This is a genomic window from Streptomyces sp. NPDC005962, assembly GCF_040629205.1.
In the GTDB taxonomy this organism is placed as follows: domain Bacteria; phylum Actinomycetota; class Actinomycetes; order Streptomycetales; family Streptomycetaceae; genus Streptomyces.
Map to the genome: position 1 here is coordinate 135,148 of NZ_JBEXVE010000015.1, position 26,047 is coordinate 161,194.

Below are 26,047 nucleotides of genomic sequence, written 5' to 3' on the forward strand. Positions count from 1 at the left end.
CGCTCCGGTCTGCACTGCGCCCGTAGCCGACCGCGATGCCGTAGCCGTCACGCCCTACGCCGCGGTCCCGGGCGCGGGGTTGCCCGTACCGGCCGCTCCGGTTGCCTGCCCGGCCGGTTCTGCCGCGTCCGGCGATCCGGTGGCTGCTCCGGCGGCCGGTTCGTCGCACGGCGCTTCGGCTTGCGCTGCGCCCGTAGCCGACCGCGATGCCGTAGCCGTCACGCCCTACGCCGCGGTCCCGGGCGCGGGGTTGCGCGCATCGGCCGCTCCTGTCGCCTGCCCGGCCGGGTCTGCCGCGTCGGTTCGGCGGGTGGGAGCCCTTGGGGGTGCTGCGGTCATGACCGGTGCGGGGGGTGTTTCCGTTGCTGTGCCCACCACTCGGTTCTTCGCGCTCGGGGACTCGCTCACCGAGGGGGTCGGGGACCCCGTGGCCGGGGGTGGGTGGCGTGGATGGGCGGCGTTGCTGGCGGGGGCGGGTGGGGAGGCCGTGGACTTCGTCAACGTCGCCCGCAGCGGCGCGCTCGCCGCCGACGTGGCCGGGGAGCAGCTGACCGCCGCCCGCCGGGCCCGGCCGCGTCTCGCGTCCGTCGTGGTCGGCATGAACGACACCCTGCGCGACACCTTCGACATCCGCCACGTCGCCGAGGCCCTGGACGCGACGATCGGCGCGCTGCGCGCCGACGGGACCGTGGTGCTCACCGCGTGCCTGCCCGACCCGGGCCGGATGCTGGGGCTGCCGACCGCGCTCGCCCGGCCGCTGGGGCGCCGTATGCGGGCCGTCAACACGGTGGTGCACGCGCTGTCCGGGCGGTACGGCGCGGTGCATGTGGAGCTGACCGAGCACGGCTGGGTCACGGACCGCGAGGCGTGGAGCGTGGACCGGCTGCACCCGAGCGAGCTGGGGCACCGGCTGCTGGCACGGGAGTTCCACACCGCGCTCACGGCCCGCGGCATCGCCATGGGCGACCCGCCGTCCACCACGCTCGACGGCCGGGCGCCCTCGCCTGCCGCGAGCGCCTGGTGGATGGCGACCAGGGGCACCCGCTGGGTCGTGGACCGGTGCACCGATCTGTTGCCCGGACTCCTCGCGCTGGCGGCGCAGGAGGTCCGCCACCGGGTGCGCGGGACCGGACAGCTGCTCGACGGGCAGGAACGGCGGGCGGCGCTCGCCGCGCTCGCCTCGTTGCCGCGGCTGGAAGCCCCGGCACCCCCGCACGCTGCGACAATGGCGGGATGACGGGTCGCTGGGAATTCTGGATCGACCGTGGCGGTACCTTCACGGACGTCGTCGGGAAGCGCCCGGACGGCCGCCTGGTCACCCGTAAGCTCCTGTCCCACCATCCCGAGCGCACCATGGACGCGGCCGTCGCCGGTATCCGGCAGACGCTGGGGCTCGGGCCGGAGGAGCCGGTTCCGGCCGACCGGATCGCCGTCGTCAAGATGGGCACGACCGTCGCGACCAACGCCCTGCTGGAGCGCGCGGGCGAGCCCACGGTGCTCGTCGTCACGGCCGGTTTCCGGGACGCGCTGCGCATCGCGTACCAGAACCGGCCGCGGCTGTTCGACCGCCGGATCGTGCTGCCGGAGGCGCTGTACGACCGGGTGATCGAGGTGCCCGAGCGGGTGGACGCGCACGGCGCCGTCGTACGCCCCCTGGACCTCGGCGCCGCCACGGAGGCGCTGCGCGCCGCCCACCGCGACGGCTTCCGCAGCGCCGCGGTCGTCCTGACGCACGGCTACCGGTACGCCGCGCACGAGCGCGCGGTGGGCGACGCGGCGCGCGGTCTCGGCTTCACCCAGGTGAGCTGTTCGCACGAGGTGAGCCCGCTGATGAAGCTGGTGCCGCGCGGCGACACCACCGTCGTCGACGCGTACCTCTCGCCGATCCTGCGCCGCTACGTCGAGGACGTGGCCGCCGAGCTGCGCGGCATCCGGCTGATGTTCATGCAGTCCAACGGCGGGTTGCGGGAGGCCGCGCACTTCCGGGGCAAGGACGCGGTGCTGTCCGGGCCCGCGGGCGGCGTGGTGGGCATGGTGCGTTCCTCGGCCGAGGCCGGTAGCGGCGGGCAGGCCGGGCCTGGTGGTCACGACCGTTACGACAAGGTCATCGGCTTCGACATGGGCGGCACCTCCACCGACGTGTCGCACTACGCGGGCGAGTTCGAGCGGGTCTTCGGTACCGAGGTCGCCGGGGTGCGGATGCGCGCGCCCATGATGAACATCCACACCGTCGCGGCGGGCGGCGGCTCGGTGCTCCACTTCGACGGGCGCCGCTACCGCGTCGGCCCGGGCTCGGCCGGCGCCGTCCCCGGCCCGGCCTGCTACCGGCGCGGCGGCCCGCTGACCGTGACCGACGCCAACGTCATGCTGGGCCGCGTCCAGGCCGCCCACTTCCCGGCCGTCTTCGGCCCGCACGCCGACCAGCGGCTGGACGCGGAGGTGGTCCGGGAGCGCTTCGCACGCCTCGCCGAGGAGATCGCGGAGGCGACCGGCGACCGGCGCGGCCCGGAGGAGGTCGCGGCGGGCTTCCTGGACATCGCGGTGCTCAACATGGCCAACGCGGTCAAGAAGATCTCCGTGCAGCGCGGCCACGACGTCACCCGCTACGCGCTCACCAGCTTCGGCGGCGCGGGCGGCCAGCACGCGTGCGCGGTCGCGGACGCCCTCGGCATCGGCACGGTCATCGTGCCGCCGCTGGCCGGGGTGCTCTCCGCGTACGGCATCGGGGTCGCCGACGCCACCGCGATGCGCGAGCAGGCCGTGGAGCGGGAGCTGAGCGAGGAGTCGCTGCCGGACGTGCGCGACCTGTGCGCGCGGCTGGCCGGGCGGACGCGCGAGGAGCTGCTGGCCGACGGCGTTCCCGGGGAGAGCGTGCGGACCACGGCCCGGGTCCAGCTGCGGTACGCGGGCACCGACGCCGCCCTCCCCGTCCCGCTGGACTCCGCCCCCGCCATGACCGCCGCGTTCGTCACGGAGCACCGCACGCGCTACGCCTTCACCATGGACAAGCCGCTCGTCGTGGAGTCGGTGTCGGTGGAGGCGGTCGGCGCGGCGGGCCCGGCGGGCGGCCACGCCGTGGAACGGCCGCCCAGGGAGGGCGGCTTGGCGGCGGTGGCGACCGTGGAGATGTTCACCGAGGGCCGCTGGCAGCGCACGGAGCTGTACGAACGCGCCGGGATGCGCCCCGGGGACACCGTCACCGGCCCCGCGGTCATCGCCGAGGACGACGCCACCACCGTCGTCGACCCGGGCTGGCAGGCGGCCCGGGGCGACCGCGGCCATCTGCTGCTCACCCGGGTCCGGCCCCGGCCGCGCGGGACGGCCGTCGGGACCGGGGTGGACCCGGTGATGCTGGAGGTCTTCAACAGCCTCTTCATGGCCATCGCCGAACAGATGGGCCTGCGCCTGGAGAACACCGCCCACTCCGTCAACATCAAGGAGCGGCTGGACTTCTCCTGTGCCCTGTTCGACGCCGACGGCAACCTGATCGCCAACGCCCCCCACATCCCGGTGCATCTGGGCTCGATGGGCGAGTCCATCAAGGAGGTGCTGCGGCGCAACGGGGACGCGATGCGCCCCGGGGACGTCTACGCCATCAACGACCCGTACCACGGCGGCACCCACCTCCCGGACGTCACCGTCGTCACCCCCGTCTTCGAGGAAGAGGGGGCGGAGCTGCTGTTCCTGGTCGCCTCGCGCGGCCACCACGCCGAGATCGGCGGCATCACCCCCGGCTCCATGCCCGCCTTCAGCCGCACCATCGAGGAGGAGGGCGTCCTCTTCGACAACTGGCTGCTGGTGCGGGACGGCGCGCTGCGCGAGCGCGAGACGCGCGAGCTGCTGACCGCCGGTCCGTACCCCTCCCGCGCCCCCGACGCCAACCTCGCCGACCTGCGCGCCCAGATCGCCGCCAACGAGAAGGGCATCCAGGAACTGCGCCGGATGATCGCCCAGTTCGGCCTGGACGTCGTGCACGCCTATATGGGCCACGTGCAGGACAACGCCGAGGAATCCGTACGCCGTATCGTCGGCGCCCTCCGGGACGGCTCGTACCGCTACGAGACGGACAGCGGGGCCGTCATCCGCGTCACCGTCACCGTCGACCGCCCCGGCCGCGGCGCCGTCCTGGACTTCGCCGGTACGTCGTCCCAACAGCCGGGCAACGCCAACGCGCCCAGCTCGGTGGTGATGGCCGCCGTGCTCTACGTCTTCCGCACCCTGGTCGCCGACGACATCCCGCTCAACAGCGGCTGCCTGAAGCCCCTGGAGGTCCGCATCCCCGAGGGCTCGATGCTGGCCCCGGAGTACCCGGCCGCCACGGTCGCCGGAAACGTGGAGACCTCCCAGGCCGTCACCGGCGCCCTCTACGCGGCGCTCGGCGTCCAGGCCGAGGGCTCCGGCACGATGAACAACGTCACCTTCGGCAACGACCGCGTCCAGTACTACGAGACGGTGGCCGGCGGCTCGGGCGCGGGCGACGGCTTCGACGGCGCCGACGCCGTGCAGACCCATATGACCAACTCCCGGCTCACCGACCCCGAAGTGCTGGAGTGGCGCTATCCGGTCCGGGTGGAGAGCTTCGCGGTACGGCCGGACAGCGGGGGCCGCGGCCGCTGGCGCGGCGGCCACGGCGTCACCCGCCGCATCCGCTTCCTGGAGCCGATGACGGTGGCCCTGCTCACCGGCCACCGCCGGGTCGCCCCGTACGGCATGGCGGGCGGCGCGCCGGGCGCGCTCGGCGCCAACCTGATCGAGCGCGCCGACGGCTCGGTGGACCGGCTGAGCGGCTGCGACGCGGCCGACGTCGGCCCGGACGACGTCCTCGTCGTGCACACCCCGGGCGGCGGCGGTTACGGCCCGGTGCCGGACGCGCAGGGCCGTTGAGCCGGGGGCTCATGGCGTCTGCTCGTCCTCGGTGAACGCGGTGAACGCGGTGATCAGGCCGTGAGGTGTGTCGTCGCCGTAGAGCAACTCGTGTAGTCGGGTGCCTTCGGAGGCGGCTTCGGCGCCGCGGGGGAACATGGCCTGCTCGTACTTCGCGAGGGCGACTTCGATGTCGTCGGGGTGCGCGGCGAGGGCCCGGCCGAGTTCGGCGCCGTCGTACATGGCCAGGTTGGCGCCCTCGCCGTTCGGGGCCGAGAGATGCGCGGCGTCCCCGAGCAGGGTCACCCCCGGCACCCGGTCCCACCGGTGCCCGATGGGCAGGGCGTAGAGGGGCCGCAGGGCCGGTGCGGTGTCACCGTCGACGATCAGCGCGGTGAGTTCCGGTGCCCAGCCCTCGAACTCCTCGGCGATCCGCGCGGCGGCCGCGGCGGAATCGGTGAAGTCGATGTTCGCGAACCAGTCCCGCGGCTGGGCGAGCATCACGTAGGTGTGCAGGGTGTCGCCCCTCTCCCGGTGAGCCAGAAGCCCCTTGCCCGGCGCGAGCGTGAACAGCGCCCCGCCGCCGACCGCTTTCGCGCTGGCCGGGTGCCGGGTGTCGGCGTCGAACAGGTAGGTCTCGACGCTCGACATGCCGGTGTACTCGGGTGTGGCGTCGGAGAGCAGCGGCCGGACCCGTGACCACGCGCCGTCCGCGCCGACCAGCAGGCTCGTGGCGACGGTGGTGCCGTCGGCGAAGGTCACCTCGTGGCGGCCCTCGCCGAGGGCACGGGTACCGCTGACCTTACGGCCCCACCGGACGGTACCGGCCGGGAGCGAGTCGAGCAGGATCTGCCGCAGCTCGCCCCGCTGTACCTCGGGGCGTCCGCCCGTGCCGTCGTCGGGCTGGTCGAACAGGACGGCCCCGTCCCGGTCGACCAGCCGCATCGCCTCGCGGCCCTCCAGGATGAGGCCGCGGAACTCTTCGATCAGGCCTGCCGCCCGCAAAGCCGGTTGGCCGTTGTAGTCGTGGATGTCGAGCATCCCGCCCTGCGCCCGCGCCGTCGGTGAGGCCTCCGCCTCGTAGACCGTGGCCGGGATGCCATGGACGTGGAGGACGCGGGCGAGGGTCAGCCCGCCGAGTCCGGCGCCGATGATCGTGACGTGAAGGGTCATGGTGATTCCTCGCGTTGTCGCACGCCTGCCGGATGGACACCCGGCCGGATCTCCTCGAAAGGTTCCAGGCCCGGCCGACATCGGACCGACAGCACCGATATGTCACCGACACCGCGTATCGGGCGCGTACGAGAAGGCGCACGAATAGCAGGGTTCATTGGCGCGATCAACCCCGTTTGCGGCCGCCGGGGTGGGAAACCCGACTTCTATCAAGCCCGTCAAGCCTCGTGCGCGGGGGTCGGCTTCGTGCCCATGACCACTCGTTGGATGTGTCATGCCCGCGTCGGCGAGGGCGGGAATTCACCGCAAAGCAGCATAGAAGGGGTAGTCATGGAGTGGTGGCAGAGCGCGGCATGCGTGGACGAGGACCCCGAGCTGTTCTTCCCGGTGGGGTCGGCCGGACCCGCGGCCCAGGCGCAGCAGGCCCTGGCCAAGGAGGTCTGCCACCGCTGCCCGGTGATCAACCAGTGTCTCGCCTACGCGCTGGACTCCGGTGTGACCCACGGCGTGTGGGGCGGTACCGACGAGGAGGAGCGCCGGGCGCTGCGCCGCCGGGAGCGGCGGCAGGCGAGCGGGGCATCGTCGCCGGGCGGTGGGCCGGGCGGCGGTCAGTCCTGGGGCGCACCGCCGCGCGGCGGTCAGCCGTCGCACAGCGGCAGGCGCAGGGACGGGCGACCGGCCGCCCACGCCCCGAGCAGGCGGTCCGACCAGCGCGCGTCCAGGTAGCCGGTGGCCTGGACGCCGAAGACGACGGCCGGGGCCTGCTCAGGCTCCTGGGCGAGGAAGCCGCCGATGACGTCACGGCGCATCAGCTGCTCGTGCACGGCGTCGGCCTCGATGTGCTCGGTGAAGAACCGTACGCACCGGGGTTCGGCGCCGAGCCGCTCCAGCGCCCGGGCCAGCCGCCGGGCCCCGGGGGACGAGGTGATCTCCAGGGTGGCGAAGTGCCCGGCCGTCGCGCCGCGCAGTGAGCGGTGCAGGCCGAGCAGCGACATCAGGTTGACGGTGGCGAGCGTCTCGGCGGGCGCCGGGTCCAGGTAGCGGCCGTAGGCCGGGTCGAGACCCGCCCCCGCCATCGCGTCGGCGAACAGCCGGGCGTGCGTCCGGTCGCCGTGGCCCGCGCCGAACTCGTCGAACTCCACCGCCACCAGCGACGCCTTGGGCTGGCCCGTCAGCCGGGGGATCAGCCACGCCTGCGGGTCGGCCTCCTTCAGCTGGTACAGCGAGCGGTGCGCCAGATATTCGCGCAACTGCCCCCAGGTGCCGCGGCTTTTGAGGTGGTGGCCGACGCCGCGTGCGTCCGGCGGTTCGGCCAGCAGCGCGTCCAGCTCACCGGCGACATCCGCGCCACCGGGCACGGCCTCGCGCAGCGCGCCGAGGAACCGGTCCTCCAGCGCGGCCCGCAGCCGCAGCAGATCCGGCTGCCACTCCCAGGCCTCGTCGACGTCCGCGAAGCCGCGGTAGTGGAGTTCGTACGCGAGATACAGCGCGAGCTGGAGGTCCTCGCCGAACGGTTCGGCGTCCCCCGCCCCCGGCAGTGCGGCCGGTGGCGGGGGCCGGAGCAGGGCGGTGCGGACCGCCGTGGACAGCGGGCCGCGCGCCTGAGGCAGTGGGGGCGCGCCCGCCGTCGCGGGCCCGGCGTGCGCGGCCGCGTTCCGGGCGGCGGTCGTCACCGCCGACCAGCCCCGTTCGGCCTGTCCTGCCCGTCCCGCCCGTCACCGGGGTCGTCGTACCGCTCCAGCGGGTGCGTCGCCGGGCCCTGCAGCACGCTGCCGTCGACGGCGAACCGGGAGCCGTGGCACGGGCATTCCCAGGTCCGCTCGGCGTCGTTGAACCGCACCAGACACCCCAGATGGGTGCAGCGCGCGGACAGGGCGTGCGGCGCGCCCGCCTCGTCGCGGTGCACGGCGCGCTGCCCCGCCCCGGTGCGGACGACCGCGCCGCCGCCCGGCGGAATGTCGCGGACCGCGTCCGCGCCGTCCCCGGAGATCCGGTCGCCGAAGAAGTGCCGCGCCACCTCGCCCTGCCGCCGGAGCAGCGCCGGGGCCTCGCGCAGCGGGTTCAGCCGCCGCGGATCGTAGAGGTCCGTCCACGGCGGCGGCTCGCCCGTCAGCCGCCCGGCCAGCAGCCGTCCGGTGAGCACGCCGCCGGTCATGCCCCATCCGGCGAAGCCGGTCGCCACGTACGCGTGCCGGGCGGCGGGGTGCAGCGGGCCCACGTACGGCACGTGGTCGGTGGTCCAGTTGTCCTGCGCGGCCCAGCGGAACGCGGGCTCGGCGCCCGGGAAGCGCTGTCGCGTCCAGGAGATCAGCCGTTCGTAGCGCTCCTCGACACCGCCCACCCCGGGCGTGAACTTCTCCCCGGTGACGATGAGCAGCCGCCGGCCGTCCCCGTAGGGCGCGGTACGGACCGACCGGGTGCCGTCCTCGGGCGTGAGGTACATACCGCGCGGGGCGCGCTCGTCCGGCAGCACAGAGGCGACGACCAGCTCGCGCCGCACTGTCAGCCGGGGGAAGAGCAGCGCCCGGTCGAAGATCGGGTAGGCGGTGGTGACCACGACCTCGCGGGCCCGCACCCGCGCTCCGCGGTCGGTGGTGAGGCGGCAGGGATGGCCCTCGCCCAGGCTCATGACCCGCGAGTTCTCATAGATCCGGCCGCCGCGCGCGACCAGGTCCGCGGCGAGGGCCAGCAGGAATTTCCGGGGGTGGAACTGGGCCTGATCGGCGACCCGGACCGCGCCCGCTACGGGGAAGGGCAGATCCGTCTCCGTCGTGAACGAAGCGTCCAGACCGGCCGCCGAGGCCGCCTCCGCCTCGGCCCGCACCGCGTCCAAAGCCTCCTCGCCCTCGGCGTAGGTGTACGCCGGAGCCCGCTCCAGATCGCAGTCGACGCCCAGCTCGGCGGCGACCCGGCCGACCCGGTCCACCGCGTCGGCCTGGGACGCCGCGTACAGCCGCGCCGCCTCCGTACCGCGCGCGGCGCTGATGTCCTGGTAGGCGAGGCCCTGCAGGGCGGAGAGCTTGGCCGTGGTGTGGCCGGTCGCCCCCGCGGCCAGCCGGTCCGCCTCGATCAGCGCCACCCGGCGCCCGGCCCGCGCCAGCTCCCAGGCCGTGCAGATCCCCGCGACGCCGCCGCCCACGACGGCGACCTCGACCTCGGGCACGGCACGCCCGGGCCCGGGCTCCAGCGCCGGATACGCGGGGCCCGGGGCCGACTCCATCCAGTACGAGGCGGGCGCGAACCCGGTGGGAAGACTCGTCATCTACCGCTCCTCTGCCGCCGCTCTTCCGGCGCTCCTCGGGACCTGCCGAGTGCCCCCGAACGCCCGGCCGACGCAGCGGGCCCGATCGGACCGATTCGACCTGCCGGTTTCGTCCGGTGCGGATGAGGTACCTGGGACGGATGCGACTGATCGCGCCTCCCGGGGTGTACGCACCGCAGGACGACACCGCCCTGCTGGCCGAGGCGGTGTGCCGTGAGCCCGCCATGGTGGGCGCCCAGGTGCTGGACATCGGCACGGGCACCGGCGCGCTGGCGCTGCTCGCCGCGCGCTGCGGAGCCGTGGGCGTCGAGGCGGTCGACGTCTCGGCGCGGGCGGTGCTGGCGGCCTGGGTGAACGCCCGGCTCAGCGGCGAGCCGGTCCGGGTACGCCTCGGTGGCCTGGCGTCCGTGGCCTCCGGGCGGCGCTTCGACGTCGTCCTGGCCAACCCGCCCTACGTACCCGCGCGCCGCGGCGGCCCCTTCGAGCGCGCCGGAGGCGCTCGCGCCTGGAACGCCGGGCCGGACGGCCGGGCGGCGCTGGACCGGCTGTGCGCCCGGATACCGGGGCTGCTGCGCCCACGGGGAGTGCTGCTGCTCGTCCAGTCCGCGCTGAGCGGCGTCGGGACGACGCTGGAGCGGCTGGCCGAGCAGGGGCTGCACGTGGACGTGACCGCGCGCCGCGTCGTCCCGTTCGGGCCGGTGCTGCTGCGCCGCAGCAGCTGGCTGGCCGCCCGGGGGCTGATCGGGCCGGGGGACGACAAGGAGGAGCTGGTGGTGATCCGTGCCATCCGTACGACCGAGTGCAGCAGCTGTTCCAGATGAGCCGGTGCCCGCGTCGGCCTCGGCGCGGCGCGTCCTCGTCGATCCGGAGGGCCCGGTGCTGGTCGAGGGCCCGGTGGAGGTCGTCCTGGACGACGGCAGTACGGTCCGCTCCGACCGGGTGATGGTGGCGGTCTGCGCCTGCGGCCGCAGCGGCCGCTACCCGTGGTGCGACACCAGTCACCGCCGCCCGGCCCGTACCCGGGATGGCTGTACGGGAGACGGCTCCACCCGGGGCGGGCCCACCGGGGACGGCTCCGCCCGGGGTGGCTACATCCGGGACGTCCGCCCCGCGGACGGCTGACCCGGGCGGCGCAGCGGGGCGAACCGCACCGGGGTGCCGGGGGCGGCCTGGGCCGCGGCGGCCAGGCACGGTTCCGGGACGACGCCCACCACGGGATACCCGCCGGTCGTCGGATGGTCGGCGAGGAAGAGCACCGGGCGGCCGTCGGGCGGCACCTGGAGCGCGCCGAGCACCATGCCCTCGCTGGGCAGCTCGCCCTCCAGGGCGCGCTCCAGCGCGGGGCCCTCGGTGCGCAGCCCGATCCGGTTGCTCGCGGCCGAGACCCGGAAGCGGCCGGTGGTGAGGGTACGCAGCCCGGTGGCGGTGAACCAGTCGTCGCGCGGCCCGAGCACCACCGGAAGCACCAGCTCCGTTACGACGTTCCTCAAGGGTGCGCAATCCGCGCCCGGCGCCGGTCCGTACGGGGTGCCGAGCCGCAGGACCGCGCCGTCGGCGAGCGGCGCCGGGCCGAGTCCGGACAGGACGTCGGTGGCGCGGCTGCCGAGCACCGGGTCGGCGTGCACCCCGCCGTCGAACGCCACGTAGGAGCGCACGCCGTGGGTCGCCGCCCCGGCCTCCAGCACGGCGCCCGCCGGTACCCGCACCGGTGCCCCCCAGGCGGCGGGACGGCCGTCGACGGCGACCGGGCAGGGCGCGCCGGTGACCACCACCGTGGCCGCGCGGCGCAGCCGTACGGCACAGCCGGTCAGCGTGGTCTCCAGGGTCGCGGCGCCGTCCGGGTTCCCGGCCAGCCGGTTGGCGAGCCGGTGGGCGGGCTGGTCGAGCGCGCCGGACCGGGGCACGCCGAGATGGGCGTGGCCCGTCCGGCCGAGGTCCTGGACGGTGGTGAGCGCGCCCGCCCGCACCACCGAGAATGCGCTGTCCGTCACGGCGCGTCCCCCCGCTCGCCCGGGGCGGGCACGAACCGCTCCCCCGGGACGGGCACGAAACGCACCCGGGTCCCGGGGACGAAGAGCGCCGCCGGTTCCCGCGCGGTGTCCCACAGCACCGCGTCCGTCGTCCCGATGAGCTGCCAGCCGCCGGGGGAGGAGCGCGGATAGACGCCGGTGTACGGGCCCGCGAGGGCGACCGCGCCGACCGGGACCCGGGTCCGGGGGGTGGCGCGGCGCGGTACGTGGAAGCGCTCGGGTAGCCCCGTCAGATAGCCGAAGCCGGGGGCGAAACCGCTGAACGCCACCCGGAACGCGGTGCCGGAGTGAATCCGGGCCACCTCCTGGGGCGTGACGCCCCACAGCCCGGCGACGTCCGCCAGGTCCGGCCCGTCGTAGCGGACGGCGACCTCCACGGCCTCCTCGTCGCCGCGGACCGGCGGCGGTATCTCCCAGCGCTTCAGCTCGGCGGCCAGACCGGCCGGATCGGCGACGCCGTCCAGCAGCACGGTGCGCGCGGCGGGGACGATCTCACCGACGGCGGGCAGCGTACCGGCGGCCGCGCGGCGCAGCAGTTCGGCGTGCAGGGCCTCCACGGCCTCACCGGTGCCCACTTCCAGGAGCAGCCCGTGGTCGCCGACCGGCAGACAGCTCACGCCCGGCCCGGCGCTCATGCGAACGCCGCCACGCGCACCCCCGCGCCGGTCAGCTCGCGCCGTACCCGGTGGGCGAGTTCGGCGGCGCCGGGGGTGTCGCCGTGCAGGCACAGGGAGCGCACCTCGACGTCGATCCGCTGCCCGTCGACCGAGGTGACGGCCTGGTCGCGGGCGAAGCCGAGGGCGCGCTTGACGACGGTGTCGGGATCGGAGACGACGGCGCCGGGCTCACCGCGCGGAACCAGGGTGCCCGCGGCGGTGTACGCGCGGTCGGCGAAGGCCTCGACGATCACCGGCAGCCCGGCCGCCCGCGCCGCCTCGTGCAGCCGGGAGCCGGGCAGGCCCAGCACCGGCAGCGGCCCGCCCGCCGCCAGCCGTACCCCCTCGGCCACGGCGGCGGCCTGCGCCGCGTCGTGCACACAGCGGTTGTAGAGCGCGCCGTGCGGTTTGACGTAGGCCACCCGCGCCCCGGCCGCCCGGGCGAAGATCTCCAACGCGCCGATCTGATAAGCGATCTCGTCGGCCAGCTCGCGCGGCGGTACGTCCATGGCGCGTCGCCCGAAGCCCGCGAGGTCGCGGTAGGAGACCTGCGCCCCGATGCGGACGCCGCGCTCGGCGGCCAGCGCGCAGACCCGGCGCATGGTCGAGGGGTCGCCCGCGTGGAAGCCGCAGGCGACGTTGGCGCTGGTGACGATGGACAGCAGGGCGTCGTCGTCGGTGAGCTGCCAGCGGCCGAAGCCCTCGCCGAGGTCGGCGTTGAGGTCGATCGTCGGGTTCGCCATGACATCACAAGCTAGCGATCGTTGAACGATCCGACAAGAAGTTGTTGTCGCCTTCCTGATTCTGGGCTTCACTTCTCGCCATAGCGGGACGAACGAAAACCAGCGAACCGAGCAAACCGACCAAAGGGGAGATGGCGTGGCAAACGGTGTGGAGCGGCGGCTCGCCGAGGCGTCCGGCGTGTCCGAGGTGGCCGGAGTCGCCGGACTGGAGGCCGACCGGGCGCTGCTGGGGCGTACCAGCACCGCCGAGCGCGTCGCGGACGTCCTGCGCGACCGCATCGCGGAGGGGTTCTTCCCGCCCGGCACCCGGCTGTCCGAGGACAGCGTCAAGGGGGCGCTGGGCGTCTCCCGCAACACCCTCAGGGAGGCGTTCCGGCTGCTCACCCATGAGCGGCTGCTGGTGCACGAGCTGAACCGGGGGGTCTTCGTCCGCATCGTCACCGTCGACGACCTCCATGACATCTACCGGGTGCGCGGGATGGTCGAATGCGCCGCCGTACGCGGCCTGGGCGAACCGCCCTACCCCCTGTCCGCGGTCGAGGCGGCCGTCACGGCGGGGGAGCGCGCCGCGCAGGACCGGGCCTGGCAGGACCTGTCCACCGCCAACATCCGCTTCCACCAGGCGATCGTGGCGCTCGCGGGCAGCCCGCGAGCCGACGAGCTGATGCGCGCGGTGCTGGCCGAACTGCGGCTGGTCTTCCATGTGATGGACGACCCGCGCCGCTTCTACGCCCCCTACCTGGTCCGCAACCGGCAGATCCTGGAGGTGCTGCAGGCCGGGGACGCGGCGGAGGCCGAGCGGTTGCTCGCCTCGTACCTGGACGACTCCCAGGCGCAGTTGTCCGGCGCGTACGCGCAGCAGGTTTCCCGGCGGGAGCAGATTTCCCACCCGTAAACGATCCGGCGCACCACTAACAAGTCGGCGTCAACCTCTTGTCGGATCGTTCAACAAAGTTCTAGCCTCCGGTGCAATCTCCTCACGCCCCTGTGAGGTCCTGTGCACGGAAAGGCGGGACGCATGATTGTTCTCCTGGGCGTCCTCGTGGTGATCCTCGGATTCGCCACACGACGCAATCCGTTGCTGGTGGTCGGGGTCGCCGGGATCGCCACCGGATTTCTGGGCAAGCTCTCGCCCCAGGAGATCCTGGCCGCGTTCGGCGACGGCTTCGCCTCCAGCCGCTCGGTGACGATCTTCGTCATCACCCTTCCGGTCATCGGCCTCCTGGAGCGCAACGGCCTCCAGGAGCAGGCCCGGACCCTCATCGGACGGCTCGGCAAGCTCACCACCGGCCGCTTCCTCGCCCTCTATCTGCTGCTGCGCCAGCTGACCGCGGCGGTCGGTCTCAACAGCATCGGCGGCCCCGCGCAGACCGTGCGCCCGATGGTCGCGCCGATGGCCGAGGGAGCCGCGGAGCGGCGTTATGGCGCGCTGCCCGAGCGGATGCGCGAGCGCGTCCGCTCGTACTCCGCCAGCGCCGACACCGTCGGGCTGTTCTTCGGCGAGGACTGCTTCCTCGCGATCGGTTCGATCCTGCTCATCACCGGCTTCGTCAACACCACGTACCACACCCATCTGGAGCCCCTGCAGCTCGCCTTGTGGGCCATCCCCACCGCCGTCTGCGCCTTCCTCATCCACGGCGCCCGGCTGCTGCGGCTGGACCGCACGCTGGAGAGCGACTTCGCCGCCGCGGGCGGCCCGTCCACTGCCGAGGGCAGCCGCACCGCGGAGGAGGCCAAGTGATCAAGGCAGAGTGGTTCTACTGGCTCGTCGGCGCCGTCTTCCTGGCCATGGCCGCGCAGATGGCCGTCGACCGCAGCAACCCCAAGCGGTACGGCTCGGCCGCCTTCTGGGGCCTGCTGGGCGCCTGCTTCCTCTACAGCACCTGGGTGGTCGAGAAGAGGGCCCCGGCCGAACCGCTGGGCGTCGCCGTCCTCGCCATGGTCTGCCTGGGCGGGTTCGGGTTCACCGGCCGCGGCGTCCCGCGCACCACCACCGCCGAGGAACGCACCGCGACCGCCGCCCGGCTCGGCAGCAGGCTGTTCATCCCCGCGCTCACCATCCCGCTGATCGCGGTCCTCTGCGCCTCGGTCGTCAAGGACTGGCGTATCGGCGGCGAACCGGTCCTGGAGACCGGCAGCGAGACGATCCTCGGCCTCGGCTTCGGCGCGATCGCCGGACTGGTGGTCGGCATGATCGTGGTCCGCGAGCGCAGGCCCTCGGTCCCGCTGCACTCCGGCCGCGGTCTGCTGGAGTCCATGGGCTGGGCGCTGCTGCTGCCCCAGCTGCTCGCCGTCCTCGGCTCGATCTTCCAGGTGGCCGGGGTCGGCACCCAGGTTGGCAAGATCACCGAAGCGCTGCTCCCGGACGGCCAGAAGTACATCGCCGTGGCCGTGTACTGCGTCGGCATGGCGCTGTTCACCGTCGTCATGGGCAACGCCTTCGCCGCGTTCCCGGTGATGACCGCCGCCATCGGCTGGCCCGTGCTCATCCAGCAGATGCACGGCGACCCGCCCGTCGTCCTGGCCGTCGGCATGCTCGCGGGCTTCTGTGGAACGCTCGTGACCCCCATGGCCGCCAACTTCAACCTGGTCCCGGCGGCGCTGCTCGAACTCAAGGATCAGTACGGCCCCATCAAGGCGCAGATCCCCACCGCGGGCGCGCTGCTCGTCTGCAACGTCGCCATCATCTCGCTCTTCGCCTTCTGAGGAGGCCACCGCGTGACCCGCGTACTGCTCACCGGCTTCGACCCCTTCGGCGGGTCGGCCGTCAACCCCTCATGGCAGGCCGTCTCCCTGGCCGCCGCCGACCCGCCGCCCGGTCTGACCGTGACCACCGCCCGGCTCAGCTGCGCCTTCGGCACCGCTCTGGACGAGCTGCGGGCGGCGGTGGACCGGGACGATCCGGAGGTGGTGGTGTGCGTGGGGGAGGCGGGCGGCCGCCCCGGCATCACCGTCGAACGGGTCGCCATCAACGTCGACGACGCCCGCATACCCGACAACGCGGGACGCCAGCCTGTCGACGGCCCGGTCGTCGAGGGCGGCCCCGCCGCGTACTTCTCGACCCTGCCCGTCAAGCGGTGCGTCGCCGCCGTACGCACCGCCGGAATCCCCGCCTCCGTATCGCAGACCGCCGGGACGTTCGTCTGCAACCACGTCTTCTACGGCCTCGCCCACCTGATCGCCACCGAGCGGCCCGCCCTGCGCGGCGGCTTCGTCCATGTCCCGTATCTGCCCGAGCAGGTCGTGGACCGGGCCGAACCGTCCCTGCCCGCCGCCACGGTCGCCGAGGCGCTGCGTGCGATCGCCATCGCGGCGGCGAGCACCGAGGCGGATGTGCGCAGCGCCGAAGGCGCGATTCATTGAGCGCGCGGCTGGGCCCGTACGCGGAGCGGTTCGCCGCCCTCGCCGTCGCCAACGTCACCCGGGAATATCCGTACGCTCCCCAGCGGCTGCTGCGCGGGCCCGAGGACCTGGTGCCGCCCCGCACCTACCATCCGGCCTTCTACGGCTCCTACGACTGGCACTCCTCGGTGCATATGCACTGGCTGCTGGTCCGGCTGCTGCGCCGCTGCCCCGACCGCGTCCCCACCGATACGGTCATCGGCGTCCTGGACGGCCATCTCACGGCCGCCCATCTCACCGCCGAGGCCGACCATCTGCTGGCCCACCCCTCCTTCGAACGCCCCTACGGCTGGGCCTGGCTGCTGGCCCTGACGGCCGAATGCCGTGCGCTCGACGGGGACGTGAAAAGCGGGGACGTGAAAAGCGGGGCCTTGAAGGACGCGGGGGAGCGCTGGGCGGACGCGCTCGCACCGGCCGCCGACGCCGTGGCGGAACTCCTGCGCTGCTGGCTGGGGAAGGCCGCCTATCCGGTACGGCACGGGGTCCACACCAACAGCGCGTTCGCCCTCGGTCTCGTGCTGGACAGCGCGTCGGCCGCCGGGCTCGCCGCGCTCACCGGCCCGGTCGAACGGTCCCTTATGGGCTGGTTCGCCCATGATCGTGACGCCCCCGTCCACTGGGAGCCCTCCGGGCAGGACTTCCTCTCCCCGGCGCTCACCGAGGCCGAGGCGGTCTGCCGGGTGCTGCCGCGCGAGGAGTTCGCGACCTGGCTGGAACGTTTCCTGCCCGGCCTCGCGGATTTCGCGGGCCGCGCGGGTCTTGCGGGCCGCGCCCCCGCAACCCTGCTCACCCCGCCCGTCGTCACCGACCCCGCCGATCCGCAGATCGGCCATCTCCTCGGGCTCTCCCTCAGCCGGGCCGCCGCGCTGCGCCGCCTCTCCGCCGCCCTCCCGGACGGCGATCCCCGTATCCCCGTATTGGCGGCCTCGGCCCGCGACCATCTGGCCGCCGGACTCCCGCACGCTGTCACCGGGGACTTCACCCGCGACCACTGGATCGCCACCTTCGCCGCCCTCGCCCTCGACGGCCCGCCGGGCGGTCCGGGGGCGGTCCGGGGAACGTGAGCGAAGCCGTAGACTGACCGGTCGGTGAGTCACCGGAGAAGCACCGGTGTACAGGAGTGACGCGCTCCGACATAGCGGGATCTCCCGCGCCGTTTCGTGCGTTGTCGGTGCGACCGCCTAATCTGTGCGACGTGACATCTCCACCCCCCGGGGTCGCCACCGCGCCCCAGCTCAACGGCCATGACGGGGCAGCCCGCCCGGCGCCCGGCCCGGCCGCCGACGAGGGCCTGGCCCGGCGGCTGCGCGCGCTCGCGTGCACCGCGCCGCTCCATGACCTGGACACCCGCAAGGCCAACCTCGCGGGCGAGTACGGGGTGTACGCGATGGCCGAGGTCGCCCTCTCCGCCATCGACCTGGTCACGCTCAACATGGACTTCGACACCGGCGCCGACCACGAACAGATAGTGTCCAGGCTGCTGCCCCGCGTCGCCGCCCAGGCCCCGGGGCGACCCGCCGCCGAGCACGAGCGCGTCGCCCGCTGGGTGCTGGAGAACCTGATCAACGTCGGCAGCGTGGACCGCGGCTTCCGCGCCGTATACGGCACTTTCGGCGCCGACGGCGCGTATGTCCGGCGCGACTACGACTTCAAGCTGATCGAGGAGGTGCCGGGGCCCGGCGGCGGCGTCTATCTGCGCACCACCGACGAAGCGGTCAACGTCCTGGTCGGCGCCCTCGACACGGACGTCACCAGCGCCCAGATCGCCGCCGAGGTCAAGCTGGAGGTCCTCATCAGCCGCGGCCGCCTCGCCGACGCCCAACTCGCCGCCGAGCAGGCCCGCTACCGCACCGTCCAGTACTCGGAGACGCTGCGCCGCACGCTGGACGCGACCCGGCGCAACGTCCGCGCGGTCGACTGGCTGAGCGCCGTCCCCGAGATGATCGCCGAGGCGCTGGACCACGTCGCCGACCGCTACCGCCACGAGAACGCGATCCTCACCAACATCCGCAAGGCGCGCGACGAGGCCGAGGGCGCCGAGCACAAGCGGCGCGCCGCCGAGCTGGTCGACATCGTCAAGGACTGCATCCGGCGCCACACCCAGCTCCAGTCCCGGCTGCTGGAGGCCGGGCCGCTGTTCCGCGCCGAACAGGACCGCCAGGCGTTCGCCCCGCCCGCCGCGCGCGCCGGACTCGACCTGTACGGACAGCTCCTGGCCCCGCTCCTGCCGCTGCCCGTCGAACAGGCGGCCCGCGCCACCGACGCGTTCTTCGCCCGCGGCACCGGAATGCGGACGCCCACCTCCGTGCGCGTCGGCGACCTGGTCGAGATGCTCCTCACCCCGCCCGTCGAGCGCGAGCACCTCGGCGCGGAGATGCCCGAGCCGGACCTCATCGCGACCCCCGACGACAGCCGCTTCAGCGAGGAGCAGCTCGCGGTCGCCATGGAACTGCTCGACCTCCCCGCCGACGCCCCGCGCCGCCTCTCCGGCCTCCTCGCCGACGCCCGCCGCCGCGACCCCGACCTGCCCTACCTGATCGCCCTGCTGGCCGTCCATGCCGCCAGCCCCCCGGTCGGCACCGCCTACCGCCAGGGCGAACAGCGGCTGCTGTTCGCCGTGGACGACGGCACCGAGCTGGAGGACCACGAGTTCGGCGGCGCCGACCTCATAGTGGGCACCGCCCTCCTGGACGCCGCGGGCATGGCAGCGGACCGGACGGAGGTGGCCTAGATGCCCCACCACTCCAAGAGCACCGCGCCGCCACACGCCCGCCAACGGCTCCCCGCCGGTCCGTGCCCCTGCCACACGGCGGCTCCGCCCCGCGCCGGGTCCGCCGCTGCCGCCGCGCGCCCGGCGGCCGGTCGGTCGGCTGCCCGTGGGGACCGCGTACCGGTGCGGCCGGTGTGGTGCGCCCGCAGGCTGGGGGCGCGCCCGGCGGCCGCCGCTACGCTGACCGGCCGCGTTGCCGCGTGCCCGGTGCCGTCGGAGATCGGCCCCGGCCGCCCCGGGGCCGAGGGCGCTGCCCTGCCGGTCGGCCGGAGCGCCGCACCGGCGGTGGCCCCTTGGCGGGCCGGGTCGCTCGCCGCAGATCGTGAGAACGCCCCGTGCAAGGAGCTTCACCCGTGACCGAGTACGACGCCGCCGACGACGCGGTACAGACCGAGCCGACCGCCGCGCCCAGCGGACCGGCGAGCGGGGTCACGCCCGCCGACGCCGCCGACGCGGCGCGGCTGGTCTCCTTCGGGCTGCAGCCCAAGCTGCTGCCCGCCCGGGACGTCGAGTACGCCGAGATGCTGCGCCGCTACCGCGACGAACCGGCGTTCGCCCGTCTCACCGATGCTGTCGCCACCGGGCTCGGCCTGATCGTGCTGGAGGTGTCCACCCGCGCCGGGATGGCCGTGACCGCCGACGAGGAATCGGTCTTCGCCGTCCGCATGGGCGACTACGCCCGCCGCGCCGCCAGCGACTCCGCCGACCGCTTCCTGCACGGCCTCGCCCACCTCGCGGTCGCCGCCATGGCCTTCCCGCGCCCCGAGGACCTGGCCGACGACGGGTACATCGGCCGGGTCACCGTCAACGGCGTCGACGCCTTCGTACGGCAGGCCTGCGCCCGCCTGGAGGAGCGGGCCGAGGAGCAGGGGGAGAACACCGACCCGGCCACCGAGGCGCCCGGCCTGGAGGCCGCCTGGCGGGTATACGCGCGGCGCAGCGCCACCGGCGCGACCAAGGACGCGCGGCGGCTGGCCGGTTCGACGACCGGCATCATCGGCAAGGCCGTCGCCTTCCTCGTCGACTCCGGTTTCCTCCAGCGCACCGGGGACGAGTCCGGCGGCACGTACCGCACCACCGCCCGCTACCAGTTGCAGGTGCGCGACATGGCGTCCGGCGCCGCCATGTCCGAGCTGCTGGCCCTCGGCGTCGTTCCGGTCGGCGACGGCAGCGCGACGCTGCTGCCGCCGGACGAGGGCGACGACCTCGACCTCGTCGCCGACGCCGGTCTGCCCTTCCACTCCTGAGCCTTCCACTCCCGCCTTCGCTCCCGAACCCTTCAACGAGAGTCCGCCGCCATGTACGAGCTGTCCCGGGTCCGCCTCTACTCCATCGGGCCGGCCGGTGCGCGCTACGCCGACACCGTGCTGGACCTGCGCGGAGTCGGCCAGCCGGTGCCCAGCCCCGCGCCGACCCAGGCGGAGTTCTTCGAGGACGAGCCGGTCGGCCCGCCGCGCCGCCCGGCCCCCGCCGGGGTGCTCTTCCTGGAGAACGGCGGCGGCAAGTCCGTCCTCCTCAAGCTGATCTTCTCGGTCATGCTGCCCGGCCACCGCAACACCCTCGGCGGCGCCAGCTCCGGCGTGCTGCGCAAGTTCCTCCTCGCCGACGACTGCGGGCACGTCGCCCTGGAGTGGCAGCACACGGTCACCGGCGAGTCGGTCGTCGTCGGCAAGGTCAGCGAATGGCGCGGCCGCCAGGTCTCCAACGACCCGCGGAAGTTCGCCGAGGCGTGGTACTCCTTCCGCCCCGGCCCCGGGCTCAGCCTCGACTCGCTGCCGGTCGCCGAGGCCGCCTCGGTGCGCCCCGCCGTGGACGGCGCGTCCACCGCGCGCGGCCGGCGCCGCACCATGAAGGGGTTCCGGGACGCCCTCACCGAGGCGGGCAAGGCGTACCCGCACCTGGACGTCGCCTGGGTGGAGATCCACGAGCGCTGGAACGAGCACCTCGGCGAACTCGGCCTCGACCCCGAACTCTTCCGCTACCAGCGCGAGATGAACGCCGACGAGGGCGAGGCGGCCGGGCTCTTCGCCGTCAAGAACGACTCCGACTTCACCGACCTGCTGCTGCGCGCCGTCACCGACACCCGCGACACGGACGGGCTCGCCGACCTCGTCCACGGCTTCGCGCACAAGCTCGGCCGCCGCGCCGAACTCATCGCCGAGCGCGACTTCACGGCCGGATCGCTGGACCTCCTCCAGCGCATCGCCGACGCCGCCGAGCGCCGCGAGCAGGCGCGCGGGGTGCACGCGGGCGCCGAGCGCCGCACCCGTACGCTCGCCCGGCGGCTCTCCGCGCGCGGCACCGAGGAGCGGGGCCGCGCCGCCGAACTCGCCCAGCAAGTCGCCGCCGCCGCGCACGCCGTCACCGAGGCGGAGACCGCACGTGGGCGCAGCGACCTGGTCGCCGCCGAACTCGCCTACCGCCACGCCTCGCTGGCCCTCGCCGCCGCCGAGAAGGGCGCCGCCGCCCAGCGCCGCGAACTCAACGACGCCCGCACCCTGCACTCCGCCTGGCAGGCCGCCGAGACCGTGCTCCGCCACCGCGCCGCCGCCGACCGCTCCGCGCGCGTGGCCGTCGCCATCCGCGAGGCCGAGCGGGACGCCGCCCCCGCGCTCGCCGCCCGCGCCACGGCCGCCGCCGACCTCGTACGCGCCCTCCACTCGGCGGCGGAGGACGGCGAACGGCACGCGGGCGAGGAGGAGGAGCGCTCCGCCGCCCTCCAGGAGACCGGCGAGGCCGCCCACCGCGACGCCACCTCCGCCGCCACCTCCGCCCAGCGCGCCCGCAGCGACGCCGAGCACCTGCGGCAGCGGCTCGCCGAGGTCGAGCAGGAGACCGCCGAGGCCGTGCGCGCCGGATGGCTCGACGACTCCGCCCCCGACGCCGACCCGGCCCGGGCCGCGCTCGCCGCCAGCGACGCCGAGAAGACGACCGCCGCGGCCTGGGAGGCCGCCCGCGAGACGGCAGGCCGCACCACCGACCACGCGAAGGCGGCCGCCGCCGAACAGGCCCGCACCGAACTGGCCGCCGCCCGGGCGGCCGACGCGGCGCGGGCCACGGAGTCGGCGTATGACGCGGAGCGGCGCGCCGCCGAGGCGCTCGGCGCCGAGCCGCGCCTCATCGAGCTGCTGGGCCTTCCCCAGCCCGCCGCCGCCATCCCCGCCGCCCGCCGCCCCGCCCGCCCCTCGGCGGCCGAGTCGCCCCGCACGGGCTGGATCACGGTCCGGGTGGACGACGACCCGGACGCGGACGACATGCTGGGCCTGTCCCAGCTCCCCGCCGCCTTCCGCGCGGACCCCGCGACCCGCGCCCAGGACGAATGCGCCCTGGACCCCACCTGCGCGACCCGCCCCGAAGCCGACCACGCGTACGCCCCCGACGCCCCCCACGACGCGAGGGGCTCCCGCGGGGCCGCGGACGACGACGAGTGGTCGCAGGAAGAAGAGGAACGCGACGCCGAGCGGTCACCCGCCCCAGAGGAACACCCGGACCCGCCCGGCCACACCCACGCGGCAGACTCCCGCCCCCCGGGCCGGGTAACGGTCCGCATCGAGGACCTGGACAACGCCGTCCCGGCGAACGGCACCGGGCGCCCGGGCTCGCCCGCAGCGGGCGAGCCCGCCGCCTCCGGCACCGGCGCCCGCAGCGGCGCTGCGTCAGAGGGCGGAGACGGCGCGCCCGCCTCCGGGCCCGGTTCGGCGAGCCAGGGTGCGGTCCGTGTGGGGGAGGAACGGTCGCAGGACGACGCCGCGAACGGCGCAGTGCTGTGGTCGGCCGAGGAGGAGCGCTCGGGCTCGCCCGCAGCGGGCGAGGGCGCCGCCTCCGGCACGCGCGCCCGCGGCGGCAGCACGCGGGCCACCGGCGCCGCAGCTGCTGCGGGCGGCGGCGCTGCCTCGGAGGGCGGTGACGGCGCGCCCGCCGCCGGGCCCGGTTCGGCGAGCCGGACTGCGGCCGAAGGCGGTGCCCCCGGCAGCGGTGCCCTGCGGGCCGCTTCCGGGGGTGCCGGTGTGCGCACCGGCCGCGGGCGGGGCGCCGGTGACGTGGGCGGCGCCCGGGGCACGCGTGCCGTGGCCGCCGGGCGCGTGTGCGCGGCTGATTCGCCGCCGCCCGGGCAGGTGTCGGCCCGGGTCGGTGACGACAGTGAAGGCGAGGGCGTCGACGCGGCCTCCGCCGGTGCGGACTGCGGAGAGCAGGCGCCGGAAGCCGGTCAACCGCACCCAGCGGAAAGTGCGTCGGACGACGAGCGGGACTGCTGGGCGCCCGAGGTCGGCGACGACGGCGATCCGGCGGGCGGTTCCCGCACGGGCGACGGCACCGCGCAGCGCCCGCGGCCCCTCGCCGACGGGCCGCTGACCGCCGAGGAACTGGACCGGAACGCCGACGCGTTGCGGGAGCTGCTGGAGGAGAGCGTCGCCTCCGCCGAGCGGCAGCTGTTCGACCTGCGGACCGCCGCCGCCGACGATTCGCGCATCCTCGCGGCGCTCGGCGACGGCGGGCTGCTGCCGCCCAGCTCCGACGTGCTGGCCGCCGTCGAGTACCTGGGCGAGCACGGCATCCCCGCCCTGCCCGGCTGGCGTTACCTGGCCCAGGCCGTCGACCCCGTCGACCACGCGGCCGTGCTCGCGGCCCGCCCCGAGCTGGTGGACGGCGTCGTCATCACCGACCCCGGCACCCACGCCCGTGCCCGCGAGGTGCTGGCGCAGGCGTCGCTGCTGCCGCGTTCGGCCGTCGCGGTCGGGACGGCCGCCGCGCTGCTCGCGCCGACGCCCGCGCCCGGGGCGGGCGAGGAGAGCGGGGTGTTCCTCGTACCGCCGAACCCGGCGATGCACGACGAGCGCGCCGCGGACGACGAGCGGCGCGGGCTGCGGGACCGGGCCACCGCACGGGACGAGGAGATCCGGACGCTGGCCGCAAGGCTGGCCGGGGACCGGGCGCTGGCGGCCCGGCTGTCGTCGTGGCGCGGCGGCTGCCCGGCCGGGCGGCTCGCCGAGCTGGCGGCCGCGGCCGAGGGCGCCGCGGAGGCGGCCGAGACGGCGCAGTGGGAGCTGACCGAGGCGCGTACGGCCCGGGCCGAGGCGGACGAGGCGGCCACCGAGGCGGCCCGGGTGCGGGACGAGCGGCAGGAGGCCGCGCAGCGGGCCCGCCGGGCGGCGGACGCGCTCGCGGGGCTCGCGTACCGGCTGCGCGAGCGCGCCACCTGGCAGACCCGGCTGCGCGAACTCGCCGACGAGGCGGCCGAGGCCGAGGAGCAGGCCGCCGTCTGCGTGGACCGGGCGCGCGCCGCCGACGAGGACCGGCGCGCGGCCCAGCGCACGGCCGACGACGCGCACCGCACCGCGCGCGCCCTGCGCGCCGAGCGGGCGGAGATCGCGGGGGCGCCCGACGACCTGGGCGACAACACGGAGCCGCCCACCGCGTCGCTGCCCGCGCTCCGCGAGGCGTACCGCGCGGCCTCCCAGGTGTACGAGAAGGTCGGCGTCGGCGCCGATCTGCGGGCCGAACAGGCCCGCGCGGAGAGCGACGAGAGCGCGGCGCTCGCCACGCTCGACCGGCTCACCAACAAGGTCCGCACCCGCGCCGCCCAGCTCCTGGAGGGCACCGACGGCGCCGACGGCCCGTCCCGGCAGGCCGCCGCGGCCCGCGCCGAATCGCTCGTCCAGATGCTGGAGACCCGCGCGTCGGCGGCGAGCGAACAGCTCGGCCGACTGCGCGGCGAGGCCGAGCGGCTGGCCCCGGCCGACGGAGACGACACCCACACCGCACTGCCGGAGGAAATGGTTCCGGCCGATGCGGAGCGGGCGAAGGAGCTGCTGCGCACGGCCAACGGCGAACTGGCCGCCCGCACGGACGCGCTGGACACCGCCCGCACCGCCCACGCCGACCTGCTGCGATCCCACCGCTCCGCCGAGGACGCGGCGGGCGGCTTCGACGAGACCGCCGCCCTGCTGCGGGACCTGCTCCGCGAGGGCCCCGGCGCCGAGGACGACGGCGAACGCCCCGACGCGTACGCGGGCGGCCTCGACGAGGCCCGGCAGGCGGCCACCGAGGCCCGCCGCTCGCTGCGCGGCTGCGCGGCCGATCTGTCGGGCGCCGAGTCGTCGGTCCGGGAAGCGAGCGACGTCCTCGTACGGCACGCCAACTCCACCCGCTACGAGCAGGTCCGCACCCCCGCCCGCCAGCAGATCCGCGAACTGCCCGCGGCCGCGCTGCCCGAGCACGCCGCCGCCTGGGCGGACGCGTTCGCGCCCCGGCTGCGGGTGCTCACCGACGAACTGGAGCAGCTGGAGCGCAACCGCGGCTCCATCGTGGACCGGCTGCGCGGCCTGGTCGAATCGTGCCTGGCCACGCTCCGTTCGGCGCAGCGGCTCTCCCGGCTCCCGGAGGGGCTGGGCGAATGGTCGGGGCAGGAGTTCCTGCGGATCAGGTTCGACGACCCGGACCAGGCGACGCTGACGGAGCGGCTGGGCGAGGTCATCGACGAGGCGACCCACTCGGCGGTGAAGAAGAACTCCGACCTGCGGCGGGACGGCATGTCCCTGCTGCTGCGCGGCGTTCAGGCGGCGCTCCAGCCGCGCGGGGTGGCCGTGGAGATCCTGAAGCCGGACGCGGTGCTGCGCGCGGAGCGGGTGCCGGTGGGTCAGATGGGCGACGTCTTCTCCGGCGGCCAGCTGCTGACCGCGGCCATCGCCCTGTACTGCACGATGGCCGCGCTGCGCAGCAACGACCGGGGCCGCGACAAGCACCGCCACGCGGGCACGCTCTTCCTCGACAACCCGATCGGCCGCGCCAACGCGACGTATCTGCTGGAGCTCCAGCGGGCGGTCGCGGACGCGCTGGGCGTCCAGCTGCTCTATACGACGGGGCTGTTCGACACGACGGCGCTGGCCGAATTCCCGCTGGTGATCCGGCTGCGGAACGACGCGGACCTGCGGGCCGGGCTCAAGTACATCAGCGTCGAGGAGCATCTGCGGCCCGGCCTTCCGGCCCAGGACCCGGGCGAGGAGCAGGTGCACGGCCAGATCACGGCGACGCGGATGTACAAGCGCCCGGAGGGAGACACGGGCGCGTCCGCCGGGGCACCGGCGGACGGCACATGACCACGAAGGGCTGCTCCGCGAGGGGCTGCTCCGCGCTGGGCTGAGACCCGA

Annotated in this window: 18 protein-coding genes and 1 pseudogene; 13 read left to right on the top strand and 6 right to left on the bottom strand. The window is 75.0% G+C overall.

Features of this window, described 5'->3' with window-relative positions; genetic code table 11:
- Nucleotides 1–367 precede the first annotated feature (367 nt).
- Nucleotides 368–1,237 (top strand): SGNH/GDSL hydrolase family protein, encoded by an 870-nt coding sequence (locus ABZ370_RS24785; RefSeq protein ID WP_358624771.1) that lies wholly within the window; start codon nucleotides 368–370, stop codon nucleotides 1,235–1,237.
- Nucleotides 1,234–4,884: a hydantoinase B/oxoprolinase family protein gene (locus ABZ370_RS24790; protein WP_358624774.1), complete on the top strand. Its 3,651-nt coding sequence runs from the start codon at nucleotides 1,234–1,236 to the stop codon at nucleotides 4,882–4,884. Before ABZ370_RS24785 ends, ABZ370_RS24790 begins: the two co-directional genes overlap by 4 nt.
- A gap of 9 nt (nucleotides 4,885–4,893) precedes the next feature.
- Here the strand turns inward: ABZ370_RS24790 and ABZ370_RS24795 are convergent, their stop codons facing one another.
- The gene (locus ABZ370_RS24795; protein WP_358624776.1) at nucleotides 4,894–6,036 is read right to left on the bottom strand and encodes an NAD(P)/FAD-dependent oxidoreductase; all 1,143 of its coding nucleotides are present in this window, start codon (nucleotides 6,034–6,036) and stop codon (nucleotides 4,894–4,896) included.
- 330 nt (nucleotides 6,037–6,366) lie between these two features.
- Between ABZ370_RS24795 and ABZ370_RS24800 the strand changes: the two are divergent.
- Nucleotides 6,367–6,615, top strand: a pseudogene (locus tag ABZ370_RS24800) (WhiB family transcriptional regulator); the annotation flags it as partial.
- Between the two features lie 59 nt (nucleotides 6,616–6,674).
- On the opposite strand, the gene ABZ370_RS24805 reads toward ABZ370_RS24800, so the two are convergent.
- A complete protein-coding gene (locus tag ABZ370_RS24805; RefSeq protein ID WP_358624778.1) occupies nucleotides 6,675–7,709 on the bottom strand; it encodes an iron-containing redox enzyme family protein in 1,035 nt (344 codons plus the stop codon).
- The gene (locus ABZ370_RS24810) at nucleotides 7,706–9,298 is read right to left on the bottom strand and encodes an FAD-dependent oxidoreductase (protein ID WP_358624780.1); all 1,593 of its coding nucleotides are present in this window, start codon (nucleotides 9,296–9,298) and stop codon (nucleotides 7,706–7,708) included. Before ABZ370_RS24810 ends, ABZ370_RS24805 begins: the two co-directional genes overlap by 4 nt.
- Nucleotides 9,299–9,438: 140 nt before the next feature.
- Here ABZ370_RS24810 and ABZ370_RS24815 point away from each other — a divergent pair, with 140 nt between their 5' ends.
- Together ABZ370_RS24815 and ABZ370_RS24820 are read left to right on the top strand one after the other, a co-directional pair.
- Nucleotides 9,439–10,119 carry a HemK2/MTQ2 family protein methyltransferase gene (locus ABZ370_RS24815; RefSeq protein ID WP_358624782.1) on the top strand — a complete coding sequence of 227 codons (681 nt, stop codon included), beginning with the start codon at nucleotides 9,439–9,441 and terminating at the stop codon, nucleotides 10,117–10,119.
- A 4-nt stretch (nucleotides 10,120–10,123) separates the two neighbouring features.
- Nucleotides 10,124–10,420 carry a CDGSH iron-sulfur domain-containing protein gene (locus ABZ370_RS24820; protein WP_358624785.1) on the top strand — a complete coding sequence of 99 codons (297 nt, stop codon included), beginning with the start codon at nucleotides 10,124–10,126 and terminating at the stop codon, nucleotides 10,418–10,420.
- Here the strand turns inward: ABZ370_RS24820 and ABZ370_RS24825 are convergent.
- Genes ABZ370_RS24825 through ABZ370_RS24835 form a run of 3 tightly spaced genes read right to left on the bottom strand, consistent with a single transcriptional unit; the run spans nucleotide 10,387 to nucleotide 12,727 of the window.
- Nucleotides 10,387–11,289, bottom strand: coding sequence for a biotin-dependent carboxyltransferase family protein (locus ABZ370_RS24825; protein WP_358624788.1), 903 nt, complete (start codon nucleotides 11,287–11,289; stop codon nucleotides 10,387–10,389). The two genes, ABZ370_RS24820 and ABZ370_RS24825, sit on opposite strands and share 34 nt — an antisense overlap.
- The gene (locus ABZ370_RS24830) at nucleotides 11,286–11,963 is read right to left on the bottom strand and encodes an allophanate hydrolase subunit 1 (protein WP_358624791.1); all 678 of its coding nucleotides are present in this window, start codon (nucleotides 11,961–11,963) and stop codon (nucleotides 11,286–11,288) included. The genes ABZ370_RS24825 and ABZ370_RS24830 overlap by 4 nt, the downstream gene beginning before the upstream one ends.
- Nucleotides 11,960–12,727: a 5-oxoprolinase subunit PxpA gene (locus ABZ370_RS24835; RefSeq protein ID WP_358624793.1), complete on the bottom strand. Its 768-nt coding sequence runs from the start codon at nucleotides 12,725–12,727 to the stop codon at nucleotides 11,960–11,962. The genes ABZ370_RS24830 and ABZ370_RS24835 overlap by 4 nt, the downstream gene beginning before the upstream one ends.
- Before the next feature lie 178 nt (nucleotides 12,728–12,905).
- Here ABZ370_RS24835 and ABZ370_RS24840 point away from each other — a divergent pair, with 178 nt between their 5' ends.
- The 8 genes from ABZ370_RS24840 to ABZ370_RS24875 all read left to right on the top strand — a co-directional run bounded on the left by ABZ370_RS24840 (nucleotide 12,906) and on the right by ABZ370_RS24875 (nucleotide 25,996).
- Nucleotides 12,906–13,622, top strand: coding sequence for a GntR family transcriptional regulator (locus tag ABZ370_RS24840; protein WP_358624904.1), 717 nt, complete (start codon nucleotides 12,906–12,908; stop codon nucleotides 13,620–13,622).
- 123 nt (nucleotides 13,623–13,745) lie between these two features.
- Nucleotides 13,746–14,468: a DUF969 domain-containing protein gene (locus ABZ370_RS24845; RefSeq protein ID WP_358624796.1), complete on the top strand. Its 723-nt coding sequence runs from the start codon at nucleotides 13,746–13,748 to the stop codon at nucleotides 14,466–14,468.
- Entirely contained in the window at nucleotides 14,465–15,433 is a 969-nt protein-coding gene (locus ABZ370_RS24850; protein WP_358624799.1) for a DUF979 domain-containing protein, read from the top strand. The genes ABZ370_RS24845 and ABZ370_RS24850 overlap by 4 nt, the downstream gene beginning before the upstream one ends.
- A gap of 12 nt (nucleotides 15,434–15,445) precedes the next feature.
- Nucleotides 15,446–16,090, top strand: a complete 645-nt coding sequence (gene pcp / locus ABZ370_RS24855; RefSeq protein ID WP_358624802.1) for a pyroglutamyl-peptidase I — start codon at nucleotides 15,446–15,448, stop codon at nucleotides 16,088–16,090.
- Entirely contained in the window at nucleotides 16,087–17,193 is a 1,107-nt protein-coding gene (locus ABZ370_RS24860; RefSeq protein ID WP_358624804.1) for a DUF2891 domain-containing protein, read from the top strand. Before pcp ends, ABZ370_RS24860 begins: the two co-directional genes overlap by 4 nt.
- Before the next feature lie 131 nt (nucleotides 17,194–17,324).
- Entirely contained in the window at nucleotides 17,325–18,860 is a 1,536-nt protein-coding gene (locus tag ABZ370_RS24865) for a hypothetical protein (protein WP_358624806.1), read from the top strand.
- A gap of 392 nt (nucleotides 18,861–19,252) precedes the next feature.
- Nucleotides 19,253–20,146 (top strand): hypothetical protein, encoded by an 894-nt coding sequence (locus ABZ370_RS24870; RefSeq protein WP_358624808.1) that lies wholly within the window; start codon nucleotides 19,253–19,255, stop codon nucleotides 20,144–20,146.
- A 51-nt stretch (nucleotides 20,147–20,197) separates the two neighbouring features.
- A complete protein-coding gene (locus ABZ370_RS24875; protein ID WP_358624810.1) occupies nucleotides 20,198–25,996 on the top strand; it encodes a hypothetical protein in 5,799 nt (1,932 codons plus the stop codon).
- The last annotated feature ends 51 nt before the right edge of the window (nucleotides 25,997–26,047 follow it).

What these genes read in the sequence shown, in the direction of transcription:
- ABZ370_RS24790 (WP_358624774.1), top strand. Translation starts at nt 1,234, where the DNA reads ATGACGGGTCGCTGGGAATTCTGGATCGACCGTGGCGGTACCTTCACG.
- ABZ370_RS24795 (WP_358624776.1), bottom strand. Translation starts at nt 6,036, where the DNA reads ATGACCCTTCACGTCACGATCATCGGCGCCGGACTCGGCGGGCTGACC.
- ABZ370_RS24810 (WP_358624780.1), bottom strand. Translation starts at nt 9,298, where the DNA reads ATGACGAGTCTTCCCACCGGGTTCGCGCCCGCCTCGTACTGGATGGAG.
- ABZ370_RS24815 (WP_358624782.1), top strand. Translation starts at nt 9,439, where the DNA reads ATGCGACTGATCGCGCCTCCCGGGGTGTACGCACCGCAGGACGACACC.
- ABZ370_RS24830 (WP_358624791.1), bottom strand. Translation starts at nt 11,963, where the DNA reads ATGAGCGCCGGGCCGGGCGTGAGCTGTCTGCCGGTCGGCGACCACGGG.
- ABZ370_RS24835 (WP_358624793.1), bottom strand. Translation starts at nt 12,727, where the DNA reads ATGGCGAACCCGACGATCGACCTCAACGCCGACCTCGGCGAGGGCTTC.
- ABZ370_RS24845 (WP_358624796.1), top strand. Translation starts at nt 13,746, where the DNA reads ATGATTGTTCTCCTGGGCGTCCTCGTGGTGATCCTCGGATTCGCCACA.
- ABZ370_RS24875 (WP_358624810.1), top strand. Translation starts at nt 20,198, where the DNA reads ATGTACGAGCTGTCCCGGGTCCGCCTCTACTCCATCGGGCCGGCCGGT.